Origin of the sequence: Streptomyces sp. GbtcB6 (assembly GCF_019091475.1) — a bacterium.
In the GTDB taxonomy this organism is placed as follows: Bacteria; Actinomycetota; Actinomycetes; order Streptomycetales; family Streptomycetaceae; genus Streptomyces; species Streptomyces hyaluromycini.
Genome location: NZ_JAGXJL010000001.1, coordinates 347,518 through 364,417, shown reverse-complemented (window position 1 = coordinate 364,417; position 16,900 = coordinate 347,518). Strand labels below are relative to the sequence as shown.

The window sequence follows — 16,900 nt, the reverse complement described above, 5'->3', positions numbered from 1 at the left end:
CTTGAGGCTGCCGTTGCGTCGTCGATCTTCCCGGAGCGCTGGCCGTGGATCAGTTGGCCCTGTTGTTCGTGCTGCTGCTCGGGGCCCTGGTGAGCGTTCCGGTGGGGGACCGGTTCGGACTGCCGGCGCCTGTGCTGATGACGCTGTTCGGGATCGTCCTGGCGGTGGCCGACTTCGTGCCGAACGTGAACATCCCGCCCGAGCTGATCCTGCCCGGCCTGCTGCCGCCGCTGCTCTACGCCGCCGTACGGCGGACCTCCTGGCGGCAGTTCGCGGCCAACAAACGGCCGATCTTCCTGCTCGCCGTGGCCCTGGTCTTCGTCACGACGCTGTGCGTGGCCGTCGTCGCCAACGCGATCGTGCCCGGACTGCCGATCGCCGCCGCGGTCGCGCTGGGCGCGCTGGTCGCCCCGCCCGACCCGGTCGCCGCGACGGCCGTCGCCGGACAGCTCGGACTGCCGCGCCGGCTGGTGTCGATCCTGGAGGGCGAGGGCCTCTTCAACGACGTCACGGCCATCGTTCTCTACCACGTGGCCATCGCCGCCGTGGTCAGCGGCACGTTCTCGCCGTGGCGGGCCGGGCTGGACTTCCTGCTGTCCGCCGTGGTCGCGGTCGTCGTGGGGCTGGTGCTCGGCTGGGGTGCGAACCGGCTGATGGACATCCTCGGCGACGCGACCCTGCAGATCGGCCTGACCCTGATCGTCCCGTACGCCTCCTACGTCATCGCCGAGGAACTGCACGGTTCCGGGGTGCTCGCCGTGCTCACCACAGCGCTTTTCATCGCCGAGTACGCCACCGACGCCGACGACGTGATGACCCGGCTGGCCGGCTACACCTTCTGGGACATCGTCGACACGCTCGTCACCGGGGTCGCCTTCGGGCTGATCGGCCTGGAGCTGCACAACGCGATCCGTACGGCGGCCGGCCGCTGGAGCGAGATGCTCGGCTGGGCGGCCACGATCGTCGGCGTGGTCGTCGTGGTCCGGCTGGTGTGGCTGCTGCCGGCGACCTGGCTGACCAAGCGGCTGCACGCCCGGCGGGACTACGACGAGGAGATCCCGACCAGCTGGCGGGAGACCATCGTGATGTGGTGGGCCGGGATGCGCGGGGTGGCGTCGGTGGCGCTGGCCCTGGCCATCCCCCTGAAGACGGACGACGGGTCGGCGTTCCCGGACCGGGACGAGATCGTCTTCATCGCCTTCGGCGTGATCATGGCGACGCTGGTGCTCCAGGGGCTGACCCTGCCGTGGCTGGTGAGGCGGCTGGGGGTACGGGCCGACACCGACCGCGAGAAGGAGATCGAGAAGGAGCTGGCGGTACGGGCGGCGAAGGCGGCACGGCGGCGCCTGAAGGAGATCGAGCAGGTCGAGGAGTTGCCGGAGGACGTGACGGAGCAGATGCTGCGGCGGGCCTTCGAGATCGGGTTCCGGATCAGTCCCGACGTGGTGGAGGACGAGCGGCGGGAGGGCCACGAGAAGCGGATGCGGCGGCTGAAGAGGTTGCGGCGGATCCAGCAGGAGATGCTGAGCGCGGCGCGGCACGAGGTGCTGGCGGCGCGGAGCGAGCCGGGGGCGGATCCGGAGATCGTGGACCGGGTGCTGCGGCATCTGGACGTCCGCAGCCTGCGCTAGTTCGCCCACCCGCGCAACGCCCGTTCGGTTGCTCGAAGGGCGGGCGTCTCCCGCGGGGCTGAGCACCGTCGGCGGCCGGCCGTGGGCGGTCCGCCGTGGTCGGTCGGCCCTGCGTGGTCTGCCGGGCGTGTGTGGCGGCGGTCATACAAACACATGGCGGCTGTGGACAGCCACAGGCGCCGTCGGCTTTCCGCTCGTAGTCTCGGATCATGGCTCGGAACATTGTGATCAGTGGTGGAGGGACCGGGATCGGGCTCGCGGCGGCGCGGGTGTTCGCCGGGGACGGGGATCGGGTGCTGCTGCTCGGGCGGCGCAGAGAGGTGCTGGAGAAGGCGGGGGTGCCGGGGGCGGAGGTGTACGCCGCCGATCTGGCCGAACCGGAGCAGGTACGCGGAGTCGCGCGGTTCGTCGCCGAGGAGTTCGGGACCGTCGATGTGCTCGTCCACAGCGCCGGAGGGAACGCGGCGCGCACGGCCGACGCGGATGCCGGCGATCCGCTCGACGCCGCCGCGCGTACCTGGACCGGTAACTTCCGGCAGAACACGCTGACCTCCGTCCTGCTCACGGAGGCGTTGAAGGACCGGCTCGCCGACCCCGGCGGGCGGGTGCTGTTCATCAGTTCCATAGCGGCCTTCCGGGGCTCGGGGACCGGGTCGTACGCCGCTTCCAAGGCCGCTCTGCATCCCTATGCCCATGACCTGGCCCGGCAGTTGGGGCCGCGCGGGGTCACCGTGAACGTGGTCGCGCCCGGGTACGTCGAGGACACCGACTTCTTCGGCGGGCCGGTGGAGGAGGCGCGGCGGGAGCAGCTTGTCGCCGAGACGTCGACCGGGCGGGCCGGCACACCCGGTGACGTCGCCGCCACCCTGCACTGGCTGGCGTCCCAGGCCGCCGGGCACGTCACCTCGCAGATCATCCAGGTCAACGGCGGCGCCGAGCGCGGCCACTGAGGTACGGCCTCAGCCGCGGCCGGTGCGGGGCGGTTCGTGCAGCCGCCGGTTGGCCGCGGCCGCCGCCCCGTCCTGGGCGGAGACGATCCCGCCGGGTGGCAGGACGGCGTCGGCCGTGTTGACCCGGGGCAGGGCGTACGGGTGCTCCGCGTTCAGCCAGGTGATCATCTGCTCGCGGACGGTCACCCGGACCTTCCAGACGTCGTCCGCGTCCTTGGCGGTCACCAGCGCGCGTACCTGGATGGTGTTCGGTGTGCTGTCGGTGACCACCAGGCCGTGGTCCCGCCCGTCCCAGGCCGGGCACTCCCGCAGGATGTCCCGGAGCTTCTCGCGCATCGGCTCGATCGGCGCCGAGTGGTCGAGGTGCCAGAAGACGGTCCCGGTCATCTGCGGGGTGCCCCGCGACCAGTTCTCGAAGGGTTTGGAGGTGAAGTACGACACCGGCATGGTGATCCGGCGCTCGTCCCAGGTCCGTACCGTCAGAAAGGTCAGGGTGATCTCTTCGACCGTGCCCCACTCGCCGTCGACCACGACCGTGTCACCGAGGCGCACCATGTCGCCGAAGGCGATCTGCAGACCGGCGAACAGGTTCGCCAGCGTGGACTGGGCGGCCACACCGGCGACGATGCCGAGGATTCCGGCGGAGGCCAGCAGCGAGGCTCCGGCCGCGCGCATCGCCGGGAAGGTCAGCAGCATCGCCGCCACGGCCATCACGCCGACGATCGCCGTCACCACCCGCATGATCAGCGACACCTGGGTGCGCACCCGGCGGACCCGGGCCGCGTCGTGGTGGGCGCGGGCGTAGCGGGTGTAGGTCGACTCCACGACGGCCCCGGCGATCCGCACCACCAGCCAGGCGGCCGACCCGATCAGCACCAGGGTCAGGACCTGGCCGACGGCGACCCGGTGCTCCAGGATCAGCTCGGCCTGGTCGTAGGACCCTCTGAGCAGGGCCGCGCACAGCACCAGCTGGTAGGGGACGCGGCCGCGGCGCAGCAGGCCCCACAGGGGCGTCTCGCTGTGCCGTGCGTCGGCCTTGCGCAGCAGCAGGTCGGTCGCCCAGCCGATCAGCAGGGTGAGGACGACGGCGCCGCCGACCACGATCAGCGGGCGGAGTACGTTCTCCATCTCCATGGATCCGAACGTAACCGGATCTGCGGGGTCCTGAACATGCCGTCCGGTGACAAGGGCGTCACGGTCGTGGCCGGAGCCGTCGGCGCGCCGGGGCCGGCGGGCGTCGCCGGTGGTGGCTGGCACCATGGGCGCATGAACATCATGCTCTTTCACTCGACCTATGGCCTCAGGCCCGCGGTGCGTGCGGCCGCCGACCGGCTGCGTGCCGCCGGGCACGAGGTGTGGACGCCGGACCTGTTCGAGGGACGCACGTTCGACACGGTCGAGGAGGGCATGGAGTTCAACGAGTCGATCGGCAAGGACGAGCTGCTGAAGCGGGCCGTGCTGGCGGCGGCGCCGTACTCGGAGCGCGGGCTGGTGTACGCGGGGTTCTCGCTGGGCGCCTCGATCGCACAGACGCTGGCGCTGGGTGACGAGCGGGCGCGGGGGCTGCTGCTTCTGCACGGCACGTCGGACATCGCGCCGAACGCCTCGGTCGACGACCTGCCGGTGCAGCTGCACGTGGCCGAGCCGGACGCCTTCGAGACGGACGACTGGCTGAGCGCCTGGTATCTGCAGATGGGCCGGGCCGGCGCCGATGTGGAGATCTACCGGTACGAGGGGGCCGGTCACCTCTACACCGACCCCGGTCTGCCGGACTACGACGAGGAGGCCGCCGAGGCCACCTGGCGGGTGGCACTCGGCTTCCTCGACACGCTGTAGGACTTTTCTGCAGCCGCTGGCTAGACCGGGTCGTAGGTGCGCTCGACCTTCTGGGTGCCGCTGCGCGTGCGGTACGACCGCTCCCAGGACGAGGTGGCGTCGGCCTTCGTCTTGTCGGAGAGGACGTAGTAGTCCATCTGCGCCCGGTCGGCGGTGATGTCCAGGACGCCGTAGCCGTGCCGGTCGGTGTCGACCCAGTGGACATGCCGGTTGGCCAGCTGGATGACCGGCGCGGCGAGCGTGGAGACGACGCCCGGGGAGACCTTGAGGATGTCGTCCAGGTTGTCGGAGGTCACCGAGGTGACCACGAACTCCGTGGCGGCGGAGGCCGACAGCGGGTACGTACCGGCGTCCACCGGCACATCGTTGGCCCAGGCCATGTGGATGTCGCCGGTCAGGAAGACGGTGTTGGAGATCGCGTTGGAGCGCAGGTGGGCCAGCAGCTCGCGGCGGTCGTCTGTGTAGCCGTCCCACTGGTCGGTGTTGAGGGCGAGGCCGTCCTGGGGCAGCCCGAGCAGCTTGGCGAGCGGCTTGAGCAGGTCGGCGGAGAGCGAGCCGATGGCGAACGGCGAGATCATCACCGAGTTGCCGACCAGCCGCCAGGTGGTGTCGGAGGCCTTGAGTCCGGCCTTCAGCCAGTCGAGCTGGGCGCGGCCGGTGATGGTGCGGTCCGGGTCGTCGACCGAGCCGCTGCCCGTGGACACCTGCTGGGAGCGGAAGGAGCGCAGATCGAGCAGGGAGAGGTCGGCGAGCTTGCCGAAGCGCAGCCGGCGGTAGGTGGTGCCGGCGATGGCCGGGCGGACCGGCATCCACTCGAAGTAGGCCTGCTTGGCGGCGGCCTGACGGGCCGTCCAGGTGCCTTCGGTGCCCTCGGTGTGGTTCTCGGCGCCGCCGGACCAGGAGTCGTTGGCGAACTCGTGGTCGTCCCAGATCGCGATGACCGGGGCCTTGGTGTGCAGGGCCTGCAGGTCGGTGTCGGTCTTGTACTTGCCGTGCCGTATGCGGTAGTCGGCGAGGGTGATGATCTCGTGGGTGGGCGCGTGCTCACGGACGACGGTGTCGCGGGTGCCGTACTCGCCGGTGCCGTACTCGTAGATGTAGTCGCCCAGGTGCAGCCAGGCGTCCAGGTCGTTGCGGGCGGCCAGATGGCGGTAGGAGGCGAAGTAGCCGGCTTCCCAGTTGGCGCAGGAGACCACGCCGAAGCGCAGGCCCGAGACGGTGGCGTCCGTCGCCGGCGCGGTGCGGGTGCGCGCCACCGGGGAGTCCGTGGAGCCGGCCGAGAAGCGGAACCAGTAGTCGGTGGCCGGGGCCAGGCCGCGGATGTCGGCCTTGACGGTGTGGTCGGAGGCGGCGGTGGCGGTGGTGGAGCCCTTCGAGACGACGTTCGTGAGCGCCTTGTCGGTGGCGACGACCCAGCTGACCTCGGTGTCCGGGCCGACCCCGGAGCCGGGTGTCGCGTCGGCGGTCGGCGTCACCCGGGTCCACAGCAGGACGCCGTCGGGCAGCGGGTCGCCGGAGGCGATGCCGTGCAGGAAGGCGGGCGCGTCCGAGGCGGCCCGGGCCGGCAGCGCGGCGGCCAGCGGGGCGGCCAGGACAGCGGTCGCCGCCGCGGCCTTGACGACCGTGCGGCGGCGGGGGGAGAGGGAGTTGGCACCCTCGGAGGCCTGAGTTGATCGGTATCGACTGGTCACGTCCGATGAGGTTACTGACCAGTATGAACAAGAGCAGGCGAACAAATAAAAGTTCGCCTGCTCTTCACGCGGAGGTGATCCGGGCCCTGTGCACAGGGACCCGGGTCACGCCTTGAGCGCCGCGTCCACCACGGTGTTGAAGGCGTCGACCGTCATCGGCGGGTTGCCGCTGGAGTCGGCCGTCAGCATCTTGCCGTTCATGACGAAGCTCGGGGTGCCCGTCACGCCGTCCTTGTTGGTGTTGAAGAGGTTCGACATGGCCATCGCCCAGGCGTCGTAGGTGCCCTTCTTGACGGCGTCGTCGAACTTCGCGTTGTTCTTCAGCGCGGGGACCGTGTTCGCGACCTTGATGAGGTACGAGTCGTCCTTGAACTTGTCGGTGGTCTCGTCCGGGTGCCACTTGGTCGAGTACAGCGCGGTCTTGTACTCGAGGAACGCCTCGGGGCTGATGTTCAGCGCGGCGCCCATGGCGCTCAGCGCGTTCTTGGAGCCCTCGCCGTTGTCCTTGTCGTCGATGAACGTGCCACCGATGTACTCGATCTTGAACTTGCCGTCGTCGATGTCCTTCTTCACGGTCGAGCCGACGGTCTGCTCGAACTGGGCACAGATCGGGCAGCGCGGGTCCTCGTAGATCTTGAGGGTCTTCGTGGCGCTGGCCTTGCCGATGACGACCGTGGTGCCCTTGGTGCCGGTGGTGTTGGCCGGGGTGACGACCTTGGCGTCCTTCAGGCCGTTCCAGTAGCTGGGCTTGTTGGCCTGGACGACGGCGTAGCCTATGCCGCCCGCCGCAGCCAGCACGGCCACGACCGAGCTGGCCACGATGAGCTGCCGCCTGACCTTGGCGCGCTTGGCCTGCTTCTCGCGCTCGGCGCGCAGTCGCTCCCGGGCCGCGTTCTTGGCAGCTGCGCTGTTCCGCTGGCTCATGTTGGTGATCTCCATAGGGGACGCGCACATGTCGTACGCGGGATACGTGTGGGGGACTCGTCGTACTCGGAGTACTCGGACGAGGGGCGTGCTCGGGTGGGAGGGGCGCTCAGGCGAAGGGCAGGGCGAGCGCCCCGGAGCACGGCGGTCCGCGCCGTCCCAGGGAGTGCACGAGGAGCAGGCCGCGGGCGGCGGCCGGGCGCGGCGCCGGGCGCGGCAGCCGTCGTACCGGAGCCTGCCGGACCGTGCCCGCGGCGACCGCGAGGAGCAGCGGGCGGAAGGTGGTGGCGGCGACGGCGCGCAGCAGCTGGGTCAGGGCGCGCTCGCCACGGCGCAGCCAGGCGGCGGCGAGCAGGCCGACGCCGACGTGCGCGGCGAGCAGCAGCCAGGCGGCGGCCGGGTCGGCGTGCGCGAGGGCCGTGGCGGCGCGGGAGCCACCGGTCATCCGGGCCAGCGGGGTACCGACCATGCCGCCGTGACACAGCACGTCGAGGCCGACCGCGCGCAGCGGGCCGGCCACGGGGCCGCCCGCCCGGCCGTAACAGGCGTGCTGGCCGGTGGTGAAGACCGTGTCGGCGGCCAGCTCCAGCGGGATCAGCAGGGCCGCGATCCGGCCGAAGCCGCGCTCGCGGCCCGCCAGCGCGTAAGCCGCGACGAACACGCCGGCGGCGACCGCGGCCACCGTCGTGAACGGCAGCGGGGCCCGGGACAGCAGCACGTGCGACGCGGTGCTGAGCGTCACGACGAAGGCCGTGAACAGCGCCGCGCGCACGGCTCTGAGCTGGGTCCCGGATATGTCCATAGCGGTGGAGAGTCTGTCACGTACTCATGTAAGGGACCCCTAAAAGGGACCTGAGAATTGGCGAAGGTTACAGCCCTGGAATGCGGCCGTTGCGGAAGAGGTCGACGAAGATCTGGTGGTCGGCACGCGCGCGTGCGCCATAGCTGTGCGCGAAGTCGGTGAGCAGGCCCGCGAAGCCGTCCTCGTCGGCGGCGATCGCCGCGTCGATGGCCCGCTCGGTGGAGAACGGCACCAGGGACTCGCCGGACTGGTCGTCGGCCGCCGAGTGCATGGACGCCGTGGCCCGGCCGAGGTCGGCGACGACCGCCGCGATCTCCTCCGGGTCGTCGAGGTCGCTCCAGTCCAGGTCCACCGCGTACGGCGACACCTCGGCGACCAGCTGTCCCGCGCCGTCCAGCTCGGTCCAGCCCAGCCACGGGTCGGCGTGCGCCTGCAGGGCGCGCTGCGAGATCACCGTGCGGTGGCCCTCGTGCTGGAAGTAGTCCCGGATCGCCGGGTCCGTGACGTGCCGGGAGACGGCCGGGGTCTGCGCCTGCTTGATGTAGATCACCACGTCGTTCTCCAGGGCGTCCGTGGCGCCCTCCAGGAGGATGTTGTACGACGGCAGGCCGGCCGAGCCGATGCCGATCCCGCGGCGGCCCACGACGTCCTTCACACGGTAGGAGTCCGGGCGGGACAGGGACGACTCGGGGAGGGTCTCCAGGTAGCCGTCGAAGGCGGCCAGGACCTTGTAGCGGGTGGCGGCGTCCAGCTCGATGGAGCCGCCGCCGGAGGCGAAGCGACGCTCCCAGTCGCGGATCTCCGTCATCGAGTCCAGCAGCTCGAAACGGGTCAGCGAGCGGGCCGCGCGGAGCGCGCCGAGCAGCGGGCCCTCGGCGGTGTCCAGGGTGAACGGCGGCACCTCGTCGCTCTTCGCGCCCGTCGCCAGCGCGTGGATGCGCTCGCGGTACGCCTCCGCGTACACCTCGACCAGCTCGGTGATCTGCTCGTCGCTGAGCGCCTTCGCGTACCCGACCAGCGCGATGGAGGCGGCGAAGCGCTTCAGGTCCCAGGTGAACGGGCCGACGTAGGCCTCGTCGAAGTCGTTGACGTTGAAGACCAGACGGCCGTTGGAGTCCATGTACGTGCCGAAGTTCTCCGCGTGCAGGTCGCCGTGGATCCACACGCGCGAGGTGCGCTCGTCCAGGTAGGGGCCGGTGTATATCCGCCCACCGCCCAGTCCGGCGTTCTCCGCGTCCAGGTCGTGGTAGAAGAGCGCGGCCGTGCCCCGGTAGAAGGCGAAGGCCGAGGCCGCCATCTTCCGGAACTTCACGCGGAACGCGGCCGGGTCGGCGGCCAGGAGCTCGCCGAAGGCGGTGTCGAAGACGGCGAGGATCTCCTCGCCGCGCTGCTCGCCGTTGAGCTGGGGGACCGGCATCGCTGGGTGCCTCCTGGTACGGGTGGTGCCTGACATGTGGCGCGGATCTCTCGCCCGGACCAACGTGCGAAGGTCCCCGGGAGTGCCCGCTTTCTCCGCACGAAGGTACGCGGGGGAGCCCGTCGGGTGTCAGTGCCGAGGCATAGGATTCCGCTGTCCCACCAGACTGTCCGCAGTCGGTCGGGAGATCGTCGACGCCAGTTTCCTTTGGAGGCCGAAACCGTGTCAAAGCCGCCCTTCACGCACCTGCACGTCCACACCCAGTACTCGCTGCTGGACGGTGCCGCGCGGCTCAAGGACATGTTCAACGCCTGCAACGAGATGGGCATGACGCACATCGCCATGTCCGACCACGGCAACCTCCACGGGGCGTACGACTTCTTCCACACGGCGAAGAAGGCCGGGGTCACCCCGATCATCGGGATCGAGGCGTACGTCGCCCCCGAGTCCCGGCGCAACAAGCGCAAGATCCAGTGGGGCCAGCCGCACCAGAAGCGGGACGACGTCTCCGGTTCCGGCGGTTACACCCACAAGACGATGTGGGCCGTGAACAGCACGGGCCTGCACAACCTCTTCCGGCTCTCCTCGGACGCGTACGCCGAGGGCTGGCTGCAGAAGTGGCCCCGGATGGACAAGGAGACGATCGCCCAGTGGTCCGAGGGGATCGTGGCCTCCACCGGCTGCCCCTCCGGCGAGCTCCAGACCCGGCTGCGCCTCGGCCAGTACGACGAGGCGCTGAAGGCCGCCGCCGACTACCAGGACATCTTCGGCAAGGACCGCTACTTCCTGGAGCTGATGGACCACGGCATCGAGATCGAGCACCGGGTCCGCGACGGCCTCCTTGAGATCGGCAAGAAGCTCGGCATCCCGCCGCTGGTGACGAACGACTCGCACTACACGTACGCGCACGAGGCGACCGCCCACGACGCCCTGCTGTGCATCCAGACCGGCAAGAACCTCTCCGACCCGGACCGCTTCAAGTTCGACGGCACCGGCTACTACCTGAAGTCCACGGACGAGATGTACGCCGTCGACTCCTCGGACGCCTGGCAGGAGGGCTGCGCCAACACCCTCCTGGTCGCAGAGATGGTCGACACCACCGGCATGTTCGAGGCCAAGAACCTCATGCCGAAGTTCGACATCCCGGAGGGCTTCACCGAGGTCACCTGGTTCAAGGAGGAGGTCCGCCGGGGCATGGACCGCCGCTTCCCCGGCGGGGTCCCGGACGACCGGCAGAAGCAGGTCGAGTACGAGATGGACGTCATCATCCAGATGGGGTTCCCGGGCTACTTCCTCGTGGTCGCCGACTTCATCATGTGGGCCAAGAAGAACGGCATCGCGGTCGGTCCCGGCCGAGGTTCCGCGGCCGGTTCGATCGTCGCCTACGCCATGGGCATCACCGACCTGGACCCGATCCCGCACGGCCTGATCTTCGAGCGGTTCCTCAACCCCGAGCGCGTCTCCATGCCCGATGTCGACATCGACTTCGACGAGCGTCGGCGCGTCGAGGTGATCAGGTACGTGACCGAGAAGTACGGCGCCGACAAGGTCGCCATGATCGGCACCTACGGCAAGATCAAGGCCAAGAACGCGATCAAGGACTCCGCGCGCGTGCTGGGCTACCCGTACGCGATGGGCGACCGCCTCACCAAGGCGATGCCCGCCGACGTCCTCGGCAAGGGCATCGACCTCGACGGCATCACCAACCCCTCGCACCCGCGCTACAACGAGGCGGGCGAGATCCGCGGGATGTACGAGAACGAGCCGGACGTCAAGAAGGTCATCGACACCGCGAAGGGCGTCGAGGGCCTGGTGCGGCAGATGGGTGTGCACGCCGCCGGCGTGATCATGTCCAGCGAGCCCATCGTCGACCACGCCCCGATCTGGGTGCGGCACACGGACGGCGTGACCATCACGCAGTGGGACTACCCGCAGTGCGAGTCGCTCGGCCTGCTGAAGATGGACTTCCTCGGCCTGCGCAACCTGACGATCATGGACGACGCCGTCAAGATGGTGAAGTCCAACAAGGGCATCGACCTCGACCTGCTGGCCCTGCCGCTCGACGATCCGAAGACCTTCGAACTGCTCCAGCGCGGCGACACCCTCGGCGTCTTCCAGTTCGACGGCGGCCCCATGCGCTCCCTGCTGCGCCTGATGAAGCCCGACAACTTCGAAGACATCTCCGCCGTATCGGCCCTGTACCGTCCGGGCCCGATGGGCATGGACTCGCACACGAACTACGCCCTGCGCAAGAACAAGCTCCAGGAGATCACCCCGATCCACAAGGAGCTGGAGGAGCCCCTGGAGGAGGTCCTGGCCGTCACCTACGGCCTGATCGTCTACCAGGAGCAGGTGCAGAAGGCCGCCCAGATCATCGCCGGCTACTCGCTCGGCGAGGCCGACATCCTGCGCCGCGTGATGGGCAAGAAGAAGCCCGACGAACTGGCCAAGAACTTCACGATCTTCCAGGCCGGCGCCAAGAAGAACGGCTACAGCGACGAGGCGATCCAGGCCCTGTGGGACGTGCTGGTCCCGTTCGCCGGCTACGCGTTCAACAAGGCGCACTCCGCCGCGTACGGGCTGGTCTCCTACTGGACCGCCTACCTCAAGGCGAACTACCCCGCCGAGTACATGGCCGGTCTGCTCACCTCGGTCAAGGACGACAAGGACAAGTCGGCCGTCTACCTCAACGAGTGCCGGCGCATGGGCATCAAGGTGCTCCCGCCGAACGTCAACGAGTCGGTGCACAACTTCGCCGCCCAGGGCGACGACGTGATCCTCTTCGGCCTCGAAGCCGTACGCAACGTCGGCACGAACGTGGTGGAGTCGATCATCAGGAGCCGCAAGGCCAAGGGCAAGTACGGCTCCTTCCCCGACTACCTCGACAAGGTCGAGGCGGTCGCCTGCAACAAGCGGACCACGGAGTCGCTGATCAAGGCGGGCGCCTTCGATGCCCTGGGACACACCCGCAAGGGCCTCACCGCGCACTTCGACTCGATGATCGACAACGTCGTCGCGGTCAAGCGCAAGGAGGCCGAGGGCCAGTTCGACCTCTTCGGCGGGATGGGCGAGGAGGAGAGCAACGAGCCCGGCTTCGGACTGGACGTCGAGTTCACCACCGAGGAGTGGGACAAGACCTATCTGCTCGCCCAGGAGCGGGAGATGCTCGGTCTGTACGTCTCCGACCACCCGCTCTTCGGCCTGGAGCACGTGCTCTCCGACAAGGCCGACGCGGGCATCGCCCAGCTCACCGGCGGCGAGCACGCCGACGGGGCCGTGGTCACCATCGGCGGCATCATCTCGGGCCTGCAGCGCAAGATGACCAAGCAGGGCAACGCCTGGGCGATCGCCACCGTCGAGGACCTCGCGGGTTCCATCGAGTGCATGTTCTTCCCGGCGAGCTACCAGCTCATCTCGACCCAACTGATCGAGGACGCGGTGGTGTTCGTCAAGGGCCGCCTCGACAAGCGCGAGGACGTGCCCCGGCTGGTGGGGATGGAGCTGGCGGTCCCGGATCTCTCCAACGCCGGCACCAACGCGCCCGTGATCCTCACCATCCCGGCCACCCGGGTCACCCCGCCGATGGTCAGCCGCCTCGGCGAGATCCTCAGCCACCACAAGGGCGACAGCGAGGTCCGGATCAAGCTCCAGGGCCCGACCAAGACCACCGTGCTGCGCCTCGACCGGCACCGGGTGAAGCCGGATCCGGCGCTCTTCGGCGACCTGAAGGTGCTGCTCGGCCCGTCCTGCCTGGCCGGCTAGGTCCTCACCCCGTACGGACGGTCGTACGCGCGCGGAAGGGGCGCACCCGCAACGGGTGCGCCCCTCCTGCGTGCCTGGGCTTCAACAGCCCGGTGGGACCTGGTCAGTCCGCTCAGTTGTGGCCGAAGCTCTTCTGCTTCTTCTTCGCGACGTCCGCAGGGCTGCCCTGGATGTGCGACACCGGTGAGTCCTGGGACTCCGTCGACGTACGCTGCGGGTGCTCGTGGGTCTGCTCGGTCTGCGAGGTGCGGTTCTGAGAGCCACCCTTGCGGTTCTTGTTCTTGGCCATGGTGATCTGCCTCCTGTGGGGGATCTAGGGGCCGAATTCAGATTCACATAGGCTGACAACAGACGCATTTCGGATAATTACCGTGTGTGACAGGGCTTGTCGGAGAGCGAGGTCCCGAAACGCCACGCCGAAGATCGAGTTCGGGCCGTTAACCCCCGCGTGGTCGGGCAGACTCGAAGGAAGCCCCGAAAGCAAACCTCCCGGAAAGAGGGTGAGTCGCGTGGACCGCTGCATCGTCCTGGTGGACGCCGGGTATCTGCTGGGTGCCGCCGCCAGTCTCCTCGCCGGTGAGCCCTCCCGATCCCGGATCACCGTCGACCACGCCGCGCTGATCCAGGCGCTGCGCGACCGCGCGGAGTCCGACACCGAGCGTCCACTGCTGCGCATCTACTGGTTCGACGGCGCCCCCGACCGTGTTCCCCAGCCGGAACACCGTCGGCTGCGCGTGATGCCCCGGGTGACCGTCCGGCTCGGCGCGCTGACCCGCAGCGACGGACGCTGGGCGCAGAAGGGCGTGGACGCGGCCATGCACGCCGAGCTGACCGAGCTGGCCAGGAACCGCGCCTGCTCCGACGTCGTCCTTGTGACCGGCGACGGGGACCTGCTGCCGGGCATGATGGCCGCCAAGGAGCACGGGGTCGCCGTACACCTGTGGGCCGTGCAGGCCGCCGACGGGGACTACAACCAGTCCGAGGACCTGGTCGCCGAGGCCGACGAGCGGCGGGTCCTGGACCGGGCGTGGATCACCCAGGCGGTACGGGCCAAGGAGCTGACCGCGGTCTGTGCGCCGCCGCCGGTGCCGCGGCCGGAGATCGCCGCGATTCTCTCGGCGCCGCTGCCCGAGTCCTCGCTGGCGGCAGCGGCGGAGGCGGTGCCCGAGGACGCCGACCGGGCGCCTGCGGCGAGCGGGGCGGAGAACGGGGCGCCGGAGCGGATGCCGACGCCGAAGGGGGTGCCGACGCCCAAGGATCTCGCCGCGCTGCGCGCGCCGGGCGCGCCCGGCGCGCAGCCGGTCCAGCATCCGGCGACGGCCACCCTGCGGTGGTCCTCCGACAAGGGGTGGGTGGACCGGCAGGGGGGTGCGGCGGAGTCGGCGGAGGCGTCCTCCATGCCGACGCTGGCGCAGCTGACCACTGCGGAGCAGCGGTGGGCCGACCGGGAGGAGGACATCACGACCGTCGGCGGGGATCCGTATGAGGTCGGACAGGTGTTCGCCAAGCGGTGGATGTCGCGGCTCGGGGACCAGAACCATCTGCACAAGCTGTCGGGGATGTATCCGCGGATTCCGCACCGGATCGACGGGGAGCTGCTGCGGTACGCGGCGCGGTTCGGGCTGCTGGCGCACAAGGACGACCAGATCGACGAGCACGACCGGTACGCCATTCGGGCGGGGTTCTGGAGAGAGTTCGATGTGCCGGCGGGGGCCGGGGAGCATGCGTCGGCGGAGTGACCTGGGGGACTGCGGGAGGTGACTTCGGGTGCGGGCCGGTGGGGGTTGCTCGCGCCCACGCGGCGGCAGCCGCAAATTGACACGGCCCCGCGCCCCTTTCAGGGGCGCTGCTCTTACGGAGTCAGGAAGCTGGGCGCCCCAAAGGCGAGTAAACGGGGGCGACCCCGTAGTCTCGTCCCTTGTGAGTACGGGCGTGGGTCGGGCACTTCGGCAGCAGGGTGACGTCGTGTGTGCCGTGCGTGGGCTGACCAAGACCTACGCCGCGGTCAGAGGGCGGCGTGGCGCCCCCGCCGTGCCCGAGGTGCGGGCCACCGACGGGGTGGAGCTCGATGTCCGGCGTGGGGAGATCTTCGGGCTGCTCGGGCCGAACGGGGCCGGTAAGTCGACGCTCGTACGGCAGCTCACCGGGCTGCTGCGGCCGGACGCGGGCAGCGTCGAGATCCTCGGGCACGACATCGTGCGGCACCCGGAGCGGGCCGCGCGGATCCTCGCCTACCTCGGGCAGGAGTCCAGCGCCCTCGACGAGCTGACCGTGTCCCTCGCGGCCGAGACCACCGGGCGGCTGCGCGGACTGGACGTGCGGCAGGCGCGGAGCGAGCGCGACGCCGTACTGGAGGAACTGGGCCTGACGCCGATCGCCGGGCGGGCGCTCAAGAAGCTCTCCGGAGGACAGCGGCGGCTGGCCTGTTTCGCCGCCGCGCTGGTCGGGGAGCGGCCGTTGCTCGTGCTCGACGAGCCGACGACCGGGATGGACCCGGTGGCCAGGCGGGCCGTGTGGGCCGCCGTGGACCGGCGGCGGGCCGAGCAGGGGGCCACCGTGGTGCTGGTCACCCACAACGTCATCGAGGCCGAGACGGTCCTCGACCGGGTCGCCGTCCTCGACCAGGGACGGGTCATCGCCTGCGACACCCCCGCCGGGCTCAAGGAACGCGTCGCCGGCGAGGTCCGGGTCGAGCTGGTGTGGCGCGAGCGGGCGCCGCTGGAGGTGCCCGAGGTGGCCGTCCTTCGGGAGGGTGCCGTCGAGTCCGGCCGGCGCTGGACGCTGCGGCTCGCGCCCGAGGAGGCGCGTGCCGTCGTCGCCACGGTGACCGGCGGGGCCGCCTTCGCCGCCCTCGACGACTTCACCCTCGCCACGCCCAGCCTGGAGGACGTATACCTGGCGCTGGGCGGCGCCGCACGGCAGGGGCTGGTGAAGGCGTGAGGGTGAACAGGACGGCGGCCAGGCGCGTACGGAAAGACGCGGCAGCGGTACGGGCCGCAGGTGCCGCACGGAAAGGGAGCAGCGCGACGTGAGTGTCGTACCCGCGGAGGTTCTGCCGGGCGGTGCCCTGGCCGTGGAGGAGACGGCGCCGGGCGCTCCGGCGGCCGAGCTGGGCCCGCGTGCGCGGCTGTGGCCGTCGCTGGCGGCCGTCTACCGTGCGCAGCTGTCCCGGGCCCGGGTGGCGCGGATCCCGCTGCTGTTCGTCGCGACCTTCCAGTCCGTCGGCATCATGATCATGATGCGCGGGGTGGTGGACTCGCGGGGCGAGGCCCAGTCCGTGGTGGCGGGCTCGGCGGTGGTCGTGGTGGCCTACGTCGCGCTGAACCTGCTCGCGCAGTACTTCGGACAGCTGCGGGCGAGCGGCGGGCTCGACCACTACGCCACGCTGCCCGTGCCGCCGGCCTCGGTGGTGCTCGGGGCGGCCGCGGCGTACGCCTCCTTCACCGTGCCGGGGACGCTGGTGACCGCCGTCTTCGGATGCGTGCTGTTCGGGCTGCCGCTGGGGAACCTGTGGATCCTCGTCGCCGTGATCCCGCTCGCCGGGGCCGCCCTGGCGGGGCTCGGCGCGGCCTGTGGACTGCTTGCGCCCCGTCCCGAAATCGCCACACTGCTCGGGCAGTTGGGCATGTCCGCGGCGCTGCTGCTCGGGGTGCTGCCGCCGGACCGGATGCCGGGGATCATCCAGTTCGCGCGCGACCTGCTGCCTTCGACGTACGGCGTCGAGGCCTTCGCCCGGACCTTCGGGTCGCAGCCCGACTGGGCCGTCGTCCTCGCTGACCTGGGGGTGTGCGCCGGGGTGGGGGTCGTCTCGCTGGCCGTCGCCACCTGGGCGTACCGCCGGGCTGCCGTCCGGTGACGCGCCCCACAGGCCGACCTGGCACGATGGC

General features: G+C 70.3%; 13 protein-coding genes. 7 read left to right on the top strand and 6 right to left on the bottom strand.

Going from position 1 to position 16,900, the window contains the following annotated elements:
* The first annotated feature begins 44 nt into the window (after positions 1 to 44).
* Both KVT45_RS01670 and KVT45_RS01665 read left to right on the top strand, forming a co-directional pair.
* Complete coding sequence (locus KVT45_RS01670; protein WP_217544539.1) at positions 45 to 1,631, top strand: Na+/H+ antiporter; 1,587 nt, start codon at positions 45 to 47, stop codon at positions 1,629 to 1,631.
* A 209-nt stretch (positions 1,632 to 1,840) separates the two neighbouring features.
* The gene (locus KVT45_RS01665) at positions 1,841 to 2,581 is read left to right on the top strand and encodes an SDR family NAD(P)-dependent oxidoreductase (RefSeq protein ID WP_217544538.1); all 741 of its coding nucleotides are present in this window, start codon (positions 1,841 to 1,843) and stop codon (positions 2,579 to 2,581) included.
* A gap of 9 nt (positions 2,582 to 2,590) precedes the next feature.
* On the opposite strand, the gene KVT45_RS01660 is transcribed toward KVT45_RS01665, so the two are convergent.
* Positions 2,591 to 3,709 carry a mechanosensitive ion channel family protein gene (locus tag KVT45_RS01660; RefSeq protein WP_217544866.1) on the bottom strand — a complete coding sequence of 373 codons (1,119 nt, stop codon included), beginning with the start codon at positions 3,707 to 3,709 and terminating at the stop codon, positions 2,591 to 2,593.
* Between the two features lie 138 nt (positions 3,710 to 3,847).
* Between KVT45_RS01660 and KVT45_RS01655 the strand changes: the two genes are divergently transcribed.
* On the top strand, positions 3,848 to 4,417 hold the full coding sequence (locus KVT45_RS01655) for a dienelactone hydrolase family protein (protein WP_217544865.1): 570 nt from the start codon (positions 3,848 to 3,850) through the stop codon (positions 4,415 to 4,417).
* Between the two features lie 20 nt (positions 4,418 to 4,437).
* Here the strand turns inward: KVT45_RS01655 and KVT45_RS01650 are convergent, their stop codons facing one another.
* The 4 genes from KVT45_RS01650 to KVT45_RS01635 all read right to left on the bottom strand — a co-directional run bounded on the left by KVT45_RS01650 (position 4,438) and on the right by KVT45_RS01635 (position 9,251).
* Positions 4,438 to 6,108, bottom strand: coding sequence for an alkaline phosphatase (locus KVT45_RS01650; protein WP_217544536.1), 1,671 nt, complete (start codon positions 6,106 to 6,108; stop codon positions 4,438 to 4,440).
* A gap of 105 nt (positions 6,109 to 6,213) precedes the next feature.
* Positions 6,214 to 7,032 (bottom strand): thioredoxin domain-containing protein, encoded by an 819-nt coding sequence (locus tag KVT45_RS01645; RefSeq protein ID WP_217544535.1) that lies wholly within the window; start codon positions 7,030 to 7,032, stop codon positions 6,214 to 6,216.
* A 109-nt stretch (positions 7,033 to 7,141) separates the two neighbouring features.
* Entirely contained in the window at positions 7,142 to 7,834 is a 693-nt protein-coding gene (locus KVT45_RS01640; protein ID WP_217544533.1) for a hypothetical protein, read from the bottom strand.
* A gap of 67 nt (positions 7,835 to 7,901) precedes the next feature.
* The gene (locus tag KVT45_RS01635; RefSeq protein ID WP_217544531.1) at positions 7,902 to 9,251 is read right to left on the bottom strand and encodes a DUF2252 domain-containing protein; all 1,350 of its coding nucleotides are present in this window, start codon (positions 9,249 to 9,251) and stop codon (positions 7,902 to 7,904) included.
* 222 nt (positions 9,252 to 9,473) lie between these two features.
* Between KVT45_RS01635 and dnaE the strand changes: the two genes are divergently transcribed.
* Positions 9,474 to 13,013, top strand: coding sequence for a DNA polymerase III subunit alpha (gene dnaE, locus KVT45_RS01630; protein ID WP_217544530.1), 3,540 nt, complete (start codon positions 9,474 to 9,476; stop codon positions 13,011 to 13,013).
* 112 nt (positions 13,014 to 13,125) lie between these two features.
* On the opposite strand, the gene KVT45_RS01625 is transcribed toward dnaE, so the two are convergent.
* Entirely contained in the window at positions 13,126 to 13,302 is a 177-nt protein-coding gene (locus KVT45_RS01625) for a hypothetical protein (protein WP_167449920.1), read from the bottom strand.
* 220 nt (positions 13,303 to 13,522) lie between these two features.
* Here KVT45_RS01625 and KVT45_RS01620 point away from each other — a divergent pair, with 220 nt between their 5' ends.
* The 3 genes from KVT45_RS01620 to KVT45_RS01610 all read left to right on the top strand — a co-directional run bounded on the left by KVT45_RS01620 (position 13,523) and on the right by KVT45_RS01610 (position 16,869).
* On the top strand, positions 13,523 to 14,752 hold the full coding sequence (locus KVT45_RS01620; protein WP_217544528.1) for an NYN domain-containing protein: 1,230 nt from the start codon (positions 13,523 to 13,525) through the stop codon (positions 14,750 to 14,752).
* Between the two features lie 226 nt (positions 14,753 to 14,978).
* Positions 14,979 to 15,953, top strand: a complete 975-nt coding sequence (locus tag KVT45_RS01615; protein WP_217544526.1) for an ABC transporter ATP-binding protein — start codon at positions 14,979 to 14,981, stop codon at positions 15,951 to 15,953.
* Between the two features lie 88 nt (positions 15,954 to 16,041).
* On the top strand, positions 16,042 to 16,869 hold the full coding sequence (locus KVT45_RS01610; protein ID WP_217544524.1) for an ABC transporter permease: 828 nt from the start codon (positions 16,042 to 16,044) through the stop codon (positions 16,867 to 16,869).
* The last annotated feature ends 31 nt before the right edge of the window (positions 16,870 to 16,900 follow it).